We start from the raw sequence: 16244 nt of genomic DNA on the forward strand, positions 1-16244 counted from the left end.
CGCCGTCGAGATCGTGATACCGCGCGCGCGCTCTTCGGGCGCCTTGTCGATCTGATCATACGCCGAAAACGTCGCGCCGCCCGTCTCTGCCAATACTTTCGTAATAGCCGCCGTCAGCGTCGTCTTGCCATGGTCAACGTGACCAATCGTCCCGATGTTGCAATGCGGCTTGTTCCGCGAGAACTTTTCCTTGGCCATGATGGCGCTCCTTCCGGGCTAACTAACTGCCAAACCTGTTAAGCAAGCTTCGCTTGAATTTCATCCGCAACGTTTTGCGGCACTTGCTCGTAATGATCGAACTGCATGGTGTACTGGGCACGCCCCTGGCTCATCGAGCGCAGCGTGTTCACGTAACCGAACATATTGGCCAGCGGCACCATGGCGGTGATCGCGGTTGCGATGCCGCGCGCTTCCGTGCCGTTGATCTGACCGCGGCGGCTGTTCAAGTCGCCGATAATATCGCCCATATAATCTTCAGGCGTCACAACCTCGACCTTCATCACCGGCTCGAGAAGTTTCGCGCCGGCATCCTTGGCCACTTCGCGCATCGCGGCGCGGGCCGCGATTTCGAAGGCGAGAACGGAAGAGTCCACATCGTGGAAAGCACCGTCCGTCAGAGTGACCTTGAAGTCGATCAGCGGGAAACCGGCAAGCACGCCGTTCTCGGCAACGCTCTGGATGCCCTTTTCCACGCCGGGGATATATTCTTTCGGCACCGAGCCGCCGACGATCTTGCTTTCGAAGACGAGACCCGAACCGATTTCGCCCGGCTCGACCGTCATCTTCACGCGGGCGAACTGCCCCGAACCACCCGACTGCTTCTTGTGGGTGTAATCGATATCCGCTGTCTTGGTGAAGGTTTCGCGGTACGCCACCTGCGGCGCGCCGACATTCGCGTCCACTTTGAATTCGCGGCGCATACGGTCCACCAGAATATCCAGGTGGAGCTCGCCCATGCCCGCGATGATCGTCTGACCGCTTTCGTGATCCGTTGCAACGCGGAAGGAAGGATCTTCCTGAGCCAAGCGCGCCAGCGCCATGCCCATTTTTTCCTGGTCCGCTTTCGTCTTCGGTTCGACGGCAACCTCGATCACCGGATCCGGGAATTCCATGCGCTCGAGAATAACGGCGTGGTTGGGATCGCAGAGCGTGTCGCCCGTCGTAGTGTCTTTCAGACCGGCGAAAGCAACGATGTCACCGGCTGCTGCTTCTTTGATTTCTTCGCGGCTGTTGGCATGCATAAGCAGCATACGGCCGATACGCTCGCGCTTGTCCTTCACCGAGTTCAACACGCTCGAGCCGGCGGTGAACGTGCCCGAGTAAATGCGGGCGAAGGTCAGCGAGCCCACGAAGGGGTCGTTCATGATCTTGAAGGCAAGAGCTGCGGCCGGCTCATTGTCGTCGGCATGACGCTCGATCGGCTCACCCTTCATATCGACACCCTTAATGGATTCGATATCGAGCGGCGACGGCATGAAGTCGACGACGGCGTCGAGCAGCGGCTGCACGCCTTTGTTCTTGAAGGCCGTACCGTTCAGCACCGGCACGAATGCCTGCACCATGGTGCCTTTGCGGATGCAGCGCTTCAGCGTTTCTTCATCCGGCTCGTTGCCTTCAAGGTAAGCTTCCATCACCGCGTCATCGACTTCGACAGCGGTCTCCACCAGCGCCGAGCGGTATTCGTCCGCCTGCTCTTTCAGGGAGTCGCGGATATCACGGTATTCGTATTCAGCGCCCAGGCTCTCATCTTTCCAGATGATTTCCTTCATCTTGATGAGGTCGATCAGACCTTCATAATCGGACTCAGAGCCGATCGGCAGCTGCAGAACCAGAGGGCGGGCACCGAGGCGGTTGACGATCATATCAACACAGCGGAAGAAATCCGCGCCCATACGGTCCATCTTGTTCACGAAGCACATGCGCGGCACACGGTACTTGTCCGCCTGGCGCCACACGGTTTCGGACTGAGGCTCAACACCGGCAACGGAGTCGAACACGGCAACGGCGCCGTCGAGCACGCGCAGCGAACGTTCCACTTCGATCGTGAAGTCCACGTGACCGGGCGTGTCGATGATGTTGATGCGGTGATCTTTCCAGAAGCAGGTCGTCGCAGCGGAGGTAATCGTGATCCCGCGCTCTTGCTCCTGCTCCATCCAGTCCATGGTGGCCGCACCATCATGAACTTCGCCGATCTTATGGCTGCGACCGGTGTAATAGAGAATGCGCTCCGTGGTCGTCGTCTTACCGGCATCGATGTGCGCCATGATGCCGATATTACGATAATCTTCGAGCTTGGTCTTACGAGCAACCATGATGAAACCTCTTGAGCCGCCAGCCTATCTGGCGATCATCCTTTACCAGCGATAGTGCGAGAAGGCGCGGTTGGCTTCCGCCATCCGGTGCGTGTCTTCACGCTTCTTGACGGCAGAGCCGCGATTGTTGGCCGCATCCAGCAGCTCGCCGGAAAGACGATCGACCATCGTCGTTTCGTTGCGGCCACGGGCAGCCGTGATCAGCCAGCGAATGGCCAGCGCGCGGCGGCGGTCGGGACGAACCTCAACCGGCACCTGATACGTCGCACCGCCCACGCGGCGCGAGCGCACTTCGATCTGCGGCATGACATTTTCGAGCGCGTCGTGGAACGTCTGCAGCGGGTCGGCAGCGCCCTTGGACTGGATCTTATCGAAGGCGCCATAAACGATACCTTCAGCGACGGATTTCTTGCCGTCTTTCATCAGGCTGTTCATGAACTTGCTCAACACAAGATCACCGAACTTGGGATCCGGGAGCACTTCGCGTTTTTCAGCGCGGTGACGTCGAGACATCAGCTGTGTTCCTTACTTCGGCCGCTTAGCGCCATATTTAGACCGGCGCTGGCGGCGATCGCCAACACCCTGCGTGTCGAGCACGCCACGAAGAATGTGGTAACGCACACCCGGCAAGTCCTTCACACGGCCGCCGCGGATCATCACGACGGAGTGTTCTTGCAGGTTGTGCCCCTCACCGGGGATATAGCTCGATACCTCGAAGCCATTTGTCAGGCGAACGCGAGCAACCTTACGCAGAGCCGAGTTCGGCTTCTTCGGTGTGGTCGTATAAACGCGTGTGCATACGCCGCGCTTTTGCGGGCACGCTTCCATCGCCGGGACTTTGTTGCGCTTCACCGGCTTTTTGCGCGGCTTACGAATAAGCTGGTTGATCGTAGGCATATGCCGTTCCGTTCGTTCAAACACCAAGTCACACGCAATCCCATGCGGGCAAAAACCCAAAGGAACGCGCGAGAAAACGAGACACTCAGCACATGACTGGCTGGTGTCCCCAAAAGCAGAGGATCCGTGAGGATCTTGCGCCAAACTTCGTATTCGGTTGTGTGCATCAGCGTCTAGGCCCAGATGAACGCCGCCAAGTGGCCTACCGCCTGATGCGAAAGTGCGCGGAAATTACTCCGCGCCCTGGGAACCGTCAACCCCGCATCGCCCGATTTCGAGGGGCTTTGGGTGTTTTTTTACACTTTTATCGCGCCGCCCCCCATTCCAGCTTCCCAAAGGGCCAAATCCGCCCTCTTTTTACCCCGCCGCAGAGCCCAGGATGCCAAAAACCTTCGAAAAGGAGGCCCGATTCCGCTGCGAGTCGCGCCGCGCCGTTTGACGGATTCGCGGCCGCTGGCCGGTGCACCGGAGGCCAGATTTCGCCCCGCGCCCCCCCGCCGCCCTTATTTCACATCAGCAAGCTTAGCCTGCTCGAGAACAACACAGAAAATAGGTGATTAATTCCAGCCTCACCCGCCAAAAGAAAAGGGCCGCAGCATGTGCCGCGGCCCTCTCCAATTCACCCAATGGCGCCGTTACGCCGTCTCGTCCGAGTTCTCGCTCGGGGTTTCCGCGCCAGCGTCAGCTTCCGCCTCGGCCGCCGCTTCCGCTGCCGGCTGCCCGGCGGCTTCTTCTGCCGTAATCTCCCCGGCAGCCACCTGCTGTTCCAGCAGCACCTCGTCGCGGTCGCGTGCCTCGCCGCGCAGAAGGTCCATCATGCGGCCCGTCCCGGCGGGAATGAGCCGGCCCACAATGATGTTTTCCTTCAGCCCCGCCAGATCGTCGATCTTGCCGATCACCGCAGCCTCGGTCAGCACACGGGTCGTTTCCTGGAAGGACGCGGCGGAGAAGAACGACCGGGTCTGCAAGGACGCCTTCGTGATCCCCAGAAGGACGGGCGTACCGGAAGCCGGGTTGCGGCCTTCGGCCACCAGCTTCTCGTTCACCTCATCCATTTCCTTGCGGTCCACCTGCTCGCCCGAGAGGAAAGTGGAATCGCCGGCATTGGTGATTTCCACCTTCTGCAGCATCTGGCGCACGATCACTTCAATATGCTTGTCGTTGATCGTCACGCCCTGCAGGCGGTAAACGTCCTGGATTTCGTTGACGAGATAAGCGGCAAGCTCCTCGACCCCGGAAATAGCCAGAATGTCGTGCGGCGCCGGGTGGCCATCGAGCAGGAATTCGCCCTTCTCGATCACATCCCCTTCCTGAATGGCAATGTGCTTGCCTTTCGGGATCAGATATTCCACCGGATCGCTTCCATCTTCCGGATGCACGATCAAGCGGCGCTTGTTCTTGTAGTCCCGGCCGAATTCGACCCGCCCCGTGACTTCCGCGATGATCGCATGGTCTTTCGGACGGCGGGCTTCGAAAAGCTCGGCCACGCGCGGCAGACCGCCCGTAATGTCGCGGGTCTTGGCACCTTCCGTCGGGATACGGGCAAGCACGTCACCGGCATGAACATCCGCGCCGTTCTCGACGGACAAGATCGCGTCCACCGACAAGAGGTAACGGGCGTCATTGCCGTTGGAGAGCTTCATGATCTCCCCGTTCTTGCTCTTCACGACGATGGCCGGACGCAGTTCCGCCCCTTTCGGGCTGGCGCGCCAGTCAACGACGACGCGCTGGGAAATCCCCGTCGCCTCGTCCGTGACTTCCTTGATCGACATGCCTTCGACAAGATCCTCGAACTCGATGACGCCGTTGACTTCCGTCAGAAGCGGCATCGTGTAGGGGTCCCACTCGGCGATACGGTCGCCGCGGTCGATCTTGTCGCCCTCATCGACACGCAAGCGCGAGCCGTAGCTGAGCTTGTTCGTCGAGCGTTCCTGGCCGTGCTCGTCGATCACCTGCACCTGCACGTTGCGGCCCATGACCACGAGCGCGCCGGAGGAATCCTTCACCACATTCCGGTTCAGGATCTTGATGGTGCCCTTGTGGTTCGACTCGATGAAGGAGCTGTCCACAACCTGCGCCGTCCCGCCAATGTGGAACGTACGCATGGTGAGCTGCGTGCCCGGTTCACCGATCGACTGCGCCGCGATGACGCCCACGGCCTCGCCCATATTCACGGGCGTGCCGCGTGCCAGGTCGCGGCCATAGCACGATCCGCAAACGCCGTTCTTGGTTTCACACGTCAGGGCCGAACGGATGCGGATGCTCTGCACATTCGCCTGTTCGATCAGCTCGACATGCGGCTCTTCGATCAGCGTGCCCTTCTTGATGATCACCTCGCCCGAAACCGGGTCGATAACGTCATCGGCAGGCGTGCGGCCCAGCACACGGTCGCCAAGTGACACGATCACCTCACCGGATTCGATCACCGCCTGAACGGTAATCCCGGCATCGGTGCCGCAATCGTTTTCAACGACGATGCAATCCTGCGCCACGTCGACCAGGCGGCGTGTCAGGTAACCGGAGTTCGCCGTCTTCAGCGCCGTATCGGCCAAGCCTTTACGCGCGCCGTGCGTCGAGTTGAAGTACTCGATAACCGAGAGGCCTTCCTTGAAGTTGGAAATAATCGGCGTCTCGATGATCTCGCCCGACGGCTTGGCCATAAGGCCGCGCATACCGGCAAGCTGTTTCATCTGAGCGGGCGAACCACGAGCGCCCGAATGGGCCATCATGTAGATGGAGTTGATCGGCTTTTCGCGTTTCGACTCCTCGTCCACCTGCACCGAAGAAATCTTCTCCATCATGGCATCGGCCACGCGGTCGGTACATTTCGCCCAGGCATCGACAACCTTGTTGTACTTCTCGCCCTGGGTAATCAGACCGTCGATATATTGCTGCTCATATTCCTTGGCGAGCTTGTCGGTCTCTTCAACGAGACCCTGCTTCTCGCCCGGAATGACCATGTCGTCCTTGCCGAAGGAAATACCGGCACGGCAAGCATGGCCGAAGCCGAGCGCCATGATCTGGTCGCAGAAGATCACCGTCTCCTTCTGGCCGCAGTGGCGGTAAACCACGTCGATCATCCGGGAGATTTCCTTCTTGGTGAGCAGCTTGTTCACCAGGTCATAGGAAATATTGGCGTTCTTCGGCAGAAGCTGGCCGACCAGCATGCGGCCCGGCGTCGTGTCCACCAGCATGGTGACTTCGTTGCCATCGGCATCCACCGTCTTCCAGCGCACCTTCACCTTGGCATGCAGCGTCACGGACTTGGATTCGAGCGCATGATGGATTTCGTCCACATCGGCGAAGACCATGCCCTCACCCGGCTCGTTCTGCTTTTCCTGCGTGACGTAATAAAGGCCAAGCACGATGTCCTGGGAGGGAACGATAATCGGCGAGCCGTTGGCCGGGTGCAGAATATTGTTCGTGGACATCATCAGCACACGCGCTTCGAGCTGCGCTTCCAGCGACAGCGGCACATGCACGGCCATCTGGTCGCCGTCGAAGTCGGCGTTGAACGCCGCGCAGACGAGCGGGTGAAGCTGAATGGCTTTCCCCTCGATCAAGGTCGGCTCGAACGCTTGAATGCCGAGGCGGTGCAGCGTCGGCGCGCGGTTCAGAAGAACCGGGTGCTCGCGGATCACCTCTTCCAGAATGTCCCAAACCTCGGGGCGTTCTTTCTCGACCAGCTTCTTGGCCTGCTTCACCGTCGCCGAGAGACCCTTGGCTTCAAGGCGCGAATAAATGAAGGGCTTGAAGAGCTCGAGCGCCATTTTCTTCGGCAAGCCGCACTGGTGCAGTTTGAGCTCCGGGCCCACCACGATCACCGAGCGGCCGGAATAATCGACGCGCTTGCCGAGCAGGTTCTGACGGAAGCGGCCCTGCTTGCCTTTCAGCATGTCGGAGAGCGACTTCAGCGGGCGCTTATTGGCGCCCGTGATGATCCGCCCGCGCCGGCCATTGTCGAACAGCGCATCCACCGATTCCTGCAGCATGCGCTTTTCGTTCCGGATGATGATATCCGGGGCGCGCAGCTCCATCAGCCGCTTCAGACGGTTGTTACGGTTGATCACGCGGCGGTAAAGATCGTTCAGGTCCGACGTCGCGAAGCGGCCGCCATCGAGCGGCACGAGCGGGCGCAGTTCCGGCGGAATGACCGGAATGACCTTCATGATCATCCATTCCGGGCGGTTGCCGGATTCGATGAAGGCTTCCACGACTTTCAAACGCTTGGCGAGCTTCTTCGGCTTCAGCTCGGACGTGGACTCGGCGATTTCCACGCGCAGATCGTCGCGCAGCTTTTCGAGGTCGAGACCCATCATCATGTCGCGGATGGCTTCCGCGCCGATACCGGCGGTGAAGCTGTCCTCGCCATACTCGTCCTGGGCGTCCATGAACTCTTCTTCGGAAAGCAACTGGCGCTCTTTCAGCGGGGTCAGGCCCGGCTCGAGCACGATGTAGTTTTCGAAGTAGAGAACCCGTTCCAGATCCTTCAGCGTCATGTCGAGCAGAAGGCCGATCCGGGAGGGAAGCGATTTCAGGAACCAGATATGGGCGACGGGCGCGGCCAGATCGATATGGCCCATGCGCTCGCGGCGGACCTTGGACAAGGTCACTTCCACACCGCACTTCTCGCAGATGATGCCTTTATATTTCATCCGCTTGTATTTGCCGCAAAGACACTCGTAGTCCTTGATCGGGCCGAAAATGCGCGCGCAGAAAAGACCGTCACGCTCCGGCTTGAACGTACGGTAGTTGATGGTTTCGGGCTTTTTGATCTCGCCGTAGGACCAAGACAGAATCCGTTCCGGGCTTGCGATGGAGATTCGAATTTGATCGAAGCTCTGAGCGCTCGCCAACGGGTTAAAGAGATTCATGACCTCTTGGTTCATGGACTTCTCCTCATTTCAGCCGCAGCAGATAATCTGCCTTGGCGTTGGGGGCGTATTAAACGGCCGGGCCAGCCGAACCCCTGATTGCAATCTTCAAAAGCAAGATGTCAGGCGGCGCCGGAGCACCGCCTGAAATCCATCATCAGTTAACCTGCTTGGTCTGCAGCTCGACATTGAGGCCGAGGGACCGCATTTCTTTCACCAGCACGTTGAAGCTTTCCGGAATACCGGCCTCGAACGTGTCGTCGCCGCGCACGATGGCTTCGTACACTTTGGTACGCCCGGCCACGTCGTCCGACTTCACGGTCAGCATTTCCTGCAGCGTGTAGGCGGCGCCGTAGGCTTCCAGCGCCCAGACCTCCATTTCGCCGAAGCGCTGGCCGCCGAACTGCGCCTTGCCGCCAAGCGGCTGCTGCGTAACCAGGCTGTACGGGCCGATCGAACGGGCGTGGATCTTGTCGTCCACCAGGTGGTGCAGCTTGAGCATATAGATGTAGCCCACCGTCACCTGCCGGTCGAACGGCTCGCCCGTACGCCCGTCATGCAAGGTCACCTGTCCGGAACGGTCCATACCCGCTTCCTCCAGCATGCCCACGATATCGGTTTCCTGCGCCCCGTCAAAGACCGGGGTAGCGATCGGCACACCACGGGTCAGGTTCCCTGCCATTTCGACGAGTTCTTTCTCGTCCATGCCGGAAACTTCCTCGTTGTCGCCGTAAACCGCGTTGAGCGTCTGGGTCAGCGGCTCAAGATTGCCTTCGCGCTGGTAAACACCCAGCGCGTCGTTGATCTTGCGGCCCATGCCCGCGCAGGCCCAGCCGAGGTGGGTTTCGAGAATCTGACCCACATTCATACGGCTCGGCACCCCGAGCGGGTTCAGCACGATATCCACCGGCGTCCCGTCATCGAGATAAGGCATGTCCTCCATCGGCAGGATGCGGGAGATAACCCCCTTGTTGCCGTGGCGGCCGGCCATCTTGTCGCCCGGCTGCAGCTTGCGCTTCACCGCGACGAAGACCTTGACCATTTTCATGACGCCGGGCGGCAGCTCGTCGCCGCGCTGCAGCTTGTCCACCTTGTCGGCGAAACGGGCTTCAAGACGCTCCTTGCCATCGTCGAAGAGCTTCTTCAGCGCTTCGATTTCGGACATGGCGCTCTCGTTCTTCAGCGCGATCTGCCACCACTGGCCTTTCGACAATTCGTCGAGAGCGGCCTGCGTGACCTTGGCATCCGCGTCCATATTGGGCGCGAAGGAGACCTGCTTGCCGAGCAGAAGCTCCTGCAAGCGGCCATAGACGTTGCGCTCCAGAATGGCGAGCTCGTCGTCCCGGTCTTTCGCCAGGCTTTCGATCTCTTCGCGCTCGATCTGCAGCGCGCGTTCGTCCTTGTCCACCCCGTGGCGGTTGAAGACACGCACTTCCACGACCGTGCCGGCAACGCCGGGCGGCAGGCGCAGCGAAGTGTCGCGCACGTCGGAAGCTTTTTCGCCGAAGATGGCGCGCAGAAGTTTTTCTTCCGGCGTCATCGGGCTCTCACCCTTCGGCGTGATCTTGCCGACCAGAATATCGCCCGGATGCACTTCCGCGCCGATATAGGTGATCCCGGCTTCGTCGAGATTCTTCAGCGCTTCTTCGCCGACATTCGGGATGTCGCGGGTGATTTCTTCCGGACCCAGCTTCGTATCGCGGGCCGCCACCTCGAATTCCTCGATATGGATCGACGTGAACACGTCATCGCGCACGATCCGCTCGGAAATCAGAATAGAGTCCTCGAAATTGTAGCCGTTCCAGGGCATGAACGCGACGAGCACGTTCCGGCCGAGCGCCAGTTCGCCAAGCTCCGTCGAGGGGCCGTCGGCGATAATGTCGCCGGCGTTCACCTTGTCGCCCACACGCACCAGCGGACGCTGGTTGATGCAGGTGTTCTGGTTGGAGCGCTGGAACTTGCGCAGCTTGTAGATGTCGACGCCGGGCTTCGTCGCGTCGGTCTCTTCGGTGGCGCGGATAACGATACGTTCCGCATCCACCTGATCGACCACGCCCGTGCGCCGGGCGGCAATCGCCGCGCCGGAGTCGTGCGCCACGACCGATTCCATACCCGTGCCCACGAAGGGCGCCTCCGCCTGCACCAGCGGCACAGCCTGACGCATCATGTTCGAGCCCATGAGCGCGCGGTTCGCGTCATCGTTTTCAAGGAACGGAATGAGCGCGGAGGCCACCGAAACGATCTGCTTGGGCGACACGTCGATGAGATCGACCTGCGCCGGCGGCACCATTTCAAAGTCGCCGTCGAAGCGGCAGTTCACCAGCTCTTCGGTGATCTCGCCTTTGTCGCTGAGCGGTAAGCTCGCCTGCGCCACGTGATAGCGGGCTTCTTCCATGGCGGAGAGATAAACGATCTCGTTCGTCACCTTGCCCTCTTTCACTTTCCGGTACGGGCTTTCGATAAAGCCGTATTTATTCACGCGGGCGAAGGTCGCCAGCGAGTTGATCAGGCCGATATTCGGGCCTTCCGGCGTTTCGATCGGGCAGATACGGCCATAATGGGTCGGGTGCACGTCGCGCACCTCAAAGCCGGCGCGCTCGCGCGTCAGACCGCCTGGGCCAAGCGCCGAGAGACGGCGCTTGTGGGTGATCTCGGACAGCGGGTTCGTCTGGTCCATGAACTGCGAGAGCTGCGAGGAACCGAAGAACTCACGCACCGCGGCAGCAGCAGGTTTCGCGTTGATCAGGTCATGCGGCATGACCGTGTCGATATCGACCGAGCTCATGCGTTCCTTGATCGCCCGTTCCATGCGCAGAAGGCCGATGCGGTACTGATTTTCCATCAGCTCGCCGACCGAGCGCACGCGCCGGTTGCCAAGGTTGTCGATGTCGTCGATCTCGCCCTTGCCGTCACGCAGGCCGACCAGCGTCTTGATGACCGCCAGAATGTCTTCTTTGCGCAGCACACGGACGGTATCTTCCGCATCAAGATCCAGACGCATGTTCATTTTCACGCGGCCGACGGCGGAAAGATCGTAGCGCTCGGAATCGAAGAACAGGCTGTTGAACAGCGCGCCCGCCGTGTCGAGCGTGGGCGGCTCGCCCGGACGCATCACACGGTAGATGTCGTAAAGCGCCTGCTCGCGGTTCGTCGATTTGTCGATGGCCAGCGTATTGCGGATGAAAGCGCCCGTATTGATATGGTCGATATCGAGCGTCGGGATTTCCGAGTACCCGGCCTCTTCAAGCTGCTCCAGCAGCTCGGCCGTGATCTCCTGGCCCGCTTCGGCGAAAATCTCGCCCGTTTCGGCATTCACCAGCTCTTCGGCAATATAGCGGCCGATCAGGTCCTCGTTCTGCACGAGCAGCGCTTTGAGGCCGTCTTCCGCCAGCTTGCGGGCAAGGCGCGGGGTGATCTTGCGGCCGGCTTCCACCACCACATCGCCGCTCTTGGCGTCGATCAGATCGCGCTCGGGTTTGGCGCCGCGGTAACGCTCGGCGTCGAACTCGACTTTCCAGCCCTTCTTGTCCTTCTTGTAGGTCACGGTGTCGTAGAAGGTGGACAGGATTTCTTCCGCATCCATGCCCAGCGCATAAAGCAGCGTCGTCACCGGCAGTTTGCGGCGCCGGTCGATACGCACATGCACGATGTCCTTGGCGTCGAATTCGAAATCGAGCCACGAGCCGCGATAAGGAATGACGCGGGCGGCGAACAGCAGCTTACCGCTCGAATGGGTCTTGCCTTTGTCGTGGTCGAAGAACACGCCCGGGCTGCGGTGCATCTGCGAGACGATAACGCGCTCGGTGCCGTTGACGACGAACGTGCCGTTCGAGGTCATCAGCGGCATGTCGCCCATATAGACGTCCTGCTCCTTGATGTCCTTGACGGACTTGGCGCCGGTATCTTCATCCACTTCGAAGACGATCAGACGGAGCGTGACTTTCAGCGGCGCGGCAAAGGTCATGCCCCGCTGCTGGCACTCTTCAACGTCGTATTTCGGCTCTTCGAATTCATAATCGATGAACTCAAGAACAGCCGTCTCGGAGAAATCGTTGATCGGGAAGACAGACTTGAATACTGCCTGAAGCCCCTGGTCGATGCGGCCCTCGCCGGGCTTTTCGACTTGGAGAAACTGGTCGTAAGAATATTTTTGAACTTCGATCAGATTGGGCATCTCCGCAACTTGCGGAATGCGACCGAAAGATTTGCGAACCCGTTTGCGACCAGTGAAGGACTGCGTCATGTCTCATGCCTCTTTACGTTCTGCAGAACGGCTGCCGGGCGCTTGGCGGATAACCGCCGGGAACGGCCCCTGCCCGGTTGGGACCTAACTCGAAACATGCCGGGGGAACCGGTGGTTCCCCCGCCACATCATTACTTCAGCTCGACGGTAGCGCCTGCTTCTTCGAGCTTTTTCTTCATTTCTTCGGCTTCCGCCTTCGGCACGTCCGCTTTCACTTCTTTCGGAGCGCCTTCGACCAGATCCTTGGCTTCTTTCAGGCCAAGACCCGTGATCGCGCGAACTTCCTTGATCACGTTGATCTTCTTGTCGCCTGCGGAGGCGAGAACGACCGAGAACTCGGTCTTTTCTTCCGCAGCGGCTTCGCCGCCGCCAGCGCCCGGAGCTGCCGCAACAGCAACCGGAGCCGCTGCCGACACACCCCACTTCTCTTCCAGAAGCTTGGCGAGTTCCGCAGCTTCCAGAACGGTCAGGTTGGAAAGGTCTTCTGCAATTTTTTCGAGATCAGCCATTTGTCTCTTTTCCTATCAATCGGTTCGAACCAGGTTTGCCAAAACAGCTCTTTAAGCTGCTTCGCCCTTCGCGGCATAAGCGCCGAGAACGCGAGCAAGCTGACCTGCCGGTGCCTGAACGACGCCAGCCACTTTCGTAGCCGGTGCCTGAATGAGGCCGACAAGCTTGCCGCGCAGCTCGTCCAGGGACGGCAGGTCGGCCAAAGCCTTCACGCCGTTCTGATCGAGCACGGTCCCGCCCATAATTCCGCCCAGAACGACGAGCTTGTCGTGATCCTTGGCGAATTTCATAGCCACCTTCGCCGGAGCGACGGGGTCTTCTGAATAGGCGATTGCCGTGGGGCCGGTGAAAAGGTCGGCGATGCCGTCCTTGCCGGTCCCTTCGAGAGCGAGTTTGGCGAGCCGGTTTTTGGTCACTTTGAAGCTCGCGCCCGCTTCCGCCATCTGTTCGCGGAGATTTGTCATCTGCGCGACCGTCAAACCGGAATAGTGGGCAACAACGACCGTCTCGGCGCCGTCAAAGGCACCTTTCAGGAACGTCACGAGCTCCGACTTTTGGGCTCTATCCACCTTACTCTCCTTCCGCGTCATGAAATCCGGATAAGGGTTTCATGCGCTTCTGGCGCGGGTCGGGAACATCCCTCCCCGCTGTTGGCGTTTGCCGGCATCTTTGTGCCGTCTCAGGCACGCCGAATACCGACGCTCGTGCCTGTCCCGGGTCCAAACCAATTCCGAAAAGGAGACCTCTCCGAAATCCGCTCAACTCCCGTCTATTGCAGGTCGGCCCTCTGGCCCATTAAGCCGCTTTTCCGGAGAAAAGAGGCGCCTACCGTCTCGGACAGGTTGAGGACGAACCGGCCTTGCAGCCGGTCGCCCTCGCCATCCGCATAAACGGATGGAAACTCAAATTCGATCCCCGCCCCGCAAGGGCGGAGACTTACCGCATCAGGCGTCTGCCTGAAGGCTCGACAGTTCGACCTTCACGCCGGGGCCCATCGTCGAAGAAAGGGCGATGCGCTTCAGATACGTGCCTTTCGCACCGGCCGGCTTGGCTTTCTGCACCGCGTCCACGACCGCGCGGATGTTGCCGCTCAGCTGCTCTTCGGTGAAGCTTGCCTTGCCGATGCCCGCATGCACGATGCCGGCTTTTTCGACGCGGAACTCGACGGCGCCGCCCTTGGCAGCCTTCACCGCTTCGGCGACATCCGGCGTCACGGTGCCGACTTTCGGGTTCGGCATCAGGCCGCGCGGGCCCAGAACCTTACCCAGACGGCCGACGAGCGGCATCATGTCGGGCGTTGCGATGCAGCGGTCGAAATCGATCTGACCGTTTTGGATCTGCTCGGCCAGATCGTCCGCGCCCACGATATCGGCGCCGGCGGCCTTTGCCTCTTCCGCCTTCTTGTCCTTGGCGAACACGGCCACACGCACCGAGCGGCCCGAGCCGTTCGGCAGCTGGCATACGCCGCGAACCATCTGGTCGGCATGGCGCGGGTCGACGCCGAGATTGATCGCCACTTCGATCGTCTCGTCGAACTTGGAGATTGCGCGCTCTTTTACAAGCTTAACGGCCTCGTCAAGGTTGTAGAGCTTCTTACGGTCGATCCCTTCACGGACCTTCTGGAGACGCTTGCCAATTTTCGCCATCGTCTTACTCCGCCACTTCCAGGCCCATGGAACGCGCGGACCCCATAATGATACGGGTCGCAGCGTCAAGGTCCGTTGCATTCAGATCTTTCATTTTCTGCTCGGCGATCTCGCGGCACTGAGCCACGGTCACCTTGCCTGCCGTTTCGCGGCCGGGCGTTTTACCGCCCTTCTGCAGCTTGGCGGCTTTTTTCAGGAAGTAAGAGGCCGGCGGCGTCTTGGTCGCGAACGTGAACGACTTGTCCTGAAAGATCGTAATGATGGTCGGAATGGGCATGCCCTGTTCCATACCCTGCGTGGCGGCATTGAACGCCTTGCAGAATTCCATGATGTTCAGCCCGCGCTGACCCAGCGCCGGACCGATCGGCGGCGACGGGTTCGCAGCCCCCGCCGGCACCTGAAGCTTCAGATAGCCTGTAATCTTCTTTGCCATTCTTCCATTCCCCTGCCGCCTACAAAGACGGCAACTTTAAAGGGTTAGTGGTGCGGCCCGGGCCTGCCGGAACCTCCCACGCGAAACACCCGAAGGCCGATGCTCTCAAACTCAGAGCTTTTCGACCTGGGCATACTCCAGCTCGACCGGCGTTGCCCGGCCGAAAATGGACACCGCCACCTTGAGGCGGGCCCGTTCTTCGTCGACTTCCTCGACAAATCCGTTGAACGAGGCGAAGGGGCCGTCGGCCACCCGCACCTGCTCGCCGATCTCGAAGGTGATGGAGGGCTTGGGCCGCTCCACGCCTTCCTGCACCTGCTGCAGAATCTGATCGACTTCTTTCTGGCTCACCGGCACCGGCTTGCTGTCGGAGCCCAGGAACCCGGTCACTTTCGGCGTGTTCTTGATCAGGTGGAACGCTTCATCCGTCATTTCCATCTTCACGAGAACATAGCCCGGAAAAAACTTGCGCTCGGCGTTCACTTTCCGCCCGCGCCGCAATTCCACCACCTCTTCGGTGGGAACCAGGATTTCCTCGAACTGCTCTTCGAGGCCCGCGCCGACCGCGCGTTCCCGGATGGACTCCGCCACCTTCTTCTCGAAATTCGAGTAGGCGTGAACGATGTACCACCGCTTCGTCATCCGCGCCGCATCCTTAAGTTGAAAGGCCGAGCACGAGCGACACGCCCCAGCTCAGCACCTGATCGACCGCGAAAAAGAAAATCGCGGCCAAAAAAACCATGATGAAGACCATCACAGTGGTGATCATCGTCTCGCGCCGGGTCGGCCATGTAACTTTCGACGCTTCGGACCGCACTTGCCGCGCGAATTCCAATGGGTTGGTCTTAGCCATGTCCTACCTTTTCCCGGCAACCAAAACAAATGCTTCTCTGACTCGGAAAGGCGGCGCGCCATTTAGCGGCGCACCACCTTGTCCGTGGCAGGAGTGGAGGGACTCGAACCCCCAACCCCCGGTTTTGGAGACCGGTGCTCTACCAGTTGAGCTACACTCCTAATCCGCAACCTTACTCGATGATAGCGGAGACGACGCCTGCGCCGACGGTACGGCCGCCTTCACGGATAGCGAAGCGCAGCTTCTCTTCCATGGCGATCGGAGCGATAAGCTCGACTTCCATCTCCACATTGTCGCCCGGCATCACCATTTCCGTGCCTGCCGGAAGCTGAACCACACCCGTCACGTCCGTCGTACGGAAGTAGAACTGCGGGCGGTAGTTCGTGAAGAACGGCGTGTGACGGCCGCCTTCTTCTTTCGTCAGGATGTAGGCTTCCGCCTTGAACTTCGTGTGCGGCGTGATCGAGCCGGGTGCT

The 16244-nt window shown here is 60.1% G+C and carries 13 protein-coding genes and 1 tRNA gene; all 14 read right to left on the minus strand.

The annotated features are described in order from the left end of the window. On the minus strand, positions 1-198 hold a 198-nt coding region (locus M2A_RS16270), incomplete at its 3' end, for a GTP-binding protein (protein WP_045448054.1). A 38-nt stretch (positions 199-236) separates the two neighbouring features. Further along, positions 237-2312 (minus strand): elongation factor G, encoded by a 2076-nt coding sequence (gene fusA, locus M2A_RS16275; RefSeq protein WP_045449712.1) that lies wholly within the window; start codon positions 2310-2312, stop codon positions 237-239. A 42-nt stretch (positions 2313-2354) separates the two neighbouring features. After that, positions 2355-2825 (minus strand): 30S ribosomal protein S7, encoded by a 471-nt coding sequence (gene rpsG, locus M2A_RS16280; RefSeq protein WP_045449714.1) that lies wholly within the window; start codon positions 2823-2825, stop codon positions 2355-2357. A 12-nt stretch (positions 2826-2837) separates the two neighbouring features. Continuing rightward, positions 2838-3209, minus strand: a complete 372-nt coding sequence (gene rpsL / locus M2A_RS16285; RefSeq protein WP_045449717.1) for a 30S ribosomal protein S12 — start codon at positions 3207-3209, stop codon at positions 2838-2840. Between the two features lie 635 nt (positions 3210-3844). After that, positions 3845-8098, minus strand: a complete 4254-nt coding sequence (rpoC, locus tag M2A_RS16290; RefSeq protein ID WP_081875708.1) for a DNA-directed RNA polymerase subunit beta' — start codon at positions 8096-8098, stop codon at positions 3845-3847. 142 nt (positions 8099-8240) lie between these two features. After that, positions 8241-12326 carry a DNA-directed RNA polymerase subunit beta gene (rpoB, locus tag M2A_RS16295; protein WP_045449719.1) on the minus strand — a complete coding sequence of 1362 codons (4086 nt, stop codon included), beginning with the start codon at positions 12324-12326 and terminating at the stop codon, positions 8241-8243. A 131-nt stretch (positions 12327-12457) separates the two neighbouring features. Next, positions 12458-12835 carry a 50S ribosomal protein L7/L12 gene (gene rplL / locus M2A_RS16300; protein ID WP_045449722.1) on the minus strand — a complete coding sequence of 126 codons (378 nt, stop codon included), beginning with the start codon at positions 12833-12835 and terminating at the stop codon, positions 12458-12460. 51 nt (positions 12836-12886) lie between these two features. After that, positions 12887-13405 carry a 50S ribosomal protein L10 gene (gene rplJ / locus M2A_RS16305; RefSeq protein ID WP_045449734.1) on the minus strand — a complete coding sequence of 173 codons (519 nt, stop codon included), beginning with the start codon at positions 13403-13405 and terminating at the stop codon, positions 12887-12889. Positions 13406-13780: 375 nt separating this feature from the next. Continuing rightward, positions 13781-14482 carry a 50S ribosomal protein L1 gene (gene rplA, locus M2A_RS16310; protein ID WP_045449724.1) on the minus strand — a complete coding sequence of 234 codons (702 nt, stop codon included), beginning with the start codon at positions 14480-14482 and terminating at the stop codon, positions 13781-13783. Between the two features lie 4 nt (positions 14483-14486). Beyond that, positions 14487-14915, minus strand: a complete 429-nt coding sequence (rplK, locus tag M2A_RS16315) for a 50S ribosomal protein L11 (RefSeq protein WP_045449726.1) — start codon at positions 14913-14915, stop codon at positions 14487-14489. A 111-nt stretch (positions 14916-15026) separates the two neighbouring features. Then, positions 15027-15557 carry a transcription termination/antitermination protein NusG gene (gene nusG, locus M2A_RS16320; protein ID WP_045449728.1) on the minus strand — a complete coding sequence of 177 codons (531 nt, stop codon included), beginning with the start codon at positions 15555-15557 and terminating at the stop codon, positions 15027-15029. 13 nt (positions 15558-15570) lie between these two features. Next, the gene (gene secE / locus M2A_RS16325; RefSeq protein ID WP_045449730.1) at positions 15571-15768 is read right to left on the minus strand and encodes a preprotein translocase subunit SecE; all 198 of its coding nucleotides are present in this window, start codon (positions 15766-15768) and stop codon (positions 15571-15573) included. Positions 15769-15853: 85 nt separating this feature from the next. Then, positions 15854-15929: transfer RNA gene (locus tag M2A_RS16330), tRNA-Trp, on the minus strand. 11 nt (positions 15930-15940) lie between these two features. Continuing rightward, a partial coding sequence (locus M2A_RS16335) for an EF-Tu C-terminal domain-related protein (protein ID WP_045448995.1) occupies positions 15941-16244 on the minus strand: 304 nt, incomplete at its 5' end.

This window comes from Tepidicaulis marinus (assembly GCF_000739695.1).
GTDB lineage: Bacteria > Pseudomonadota > Alphaproteobacteria > Parvibaculales > Parvibaculaceae > Tepidicaulis > Tepidicaulis marinus.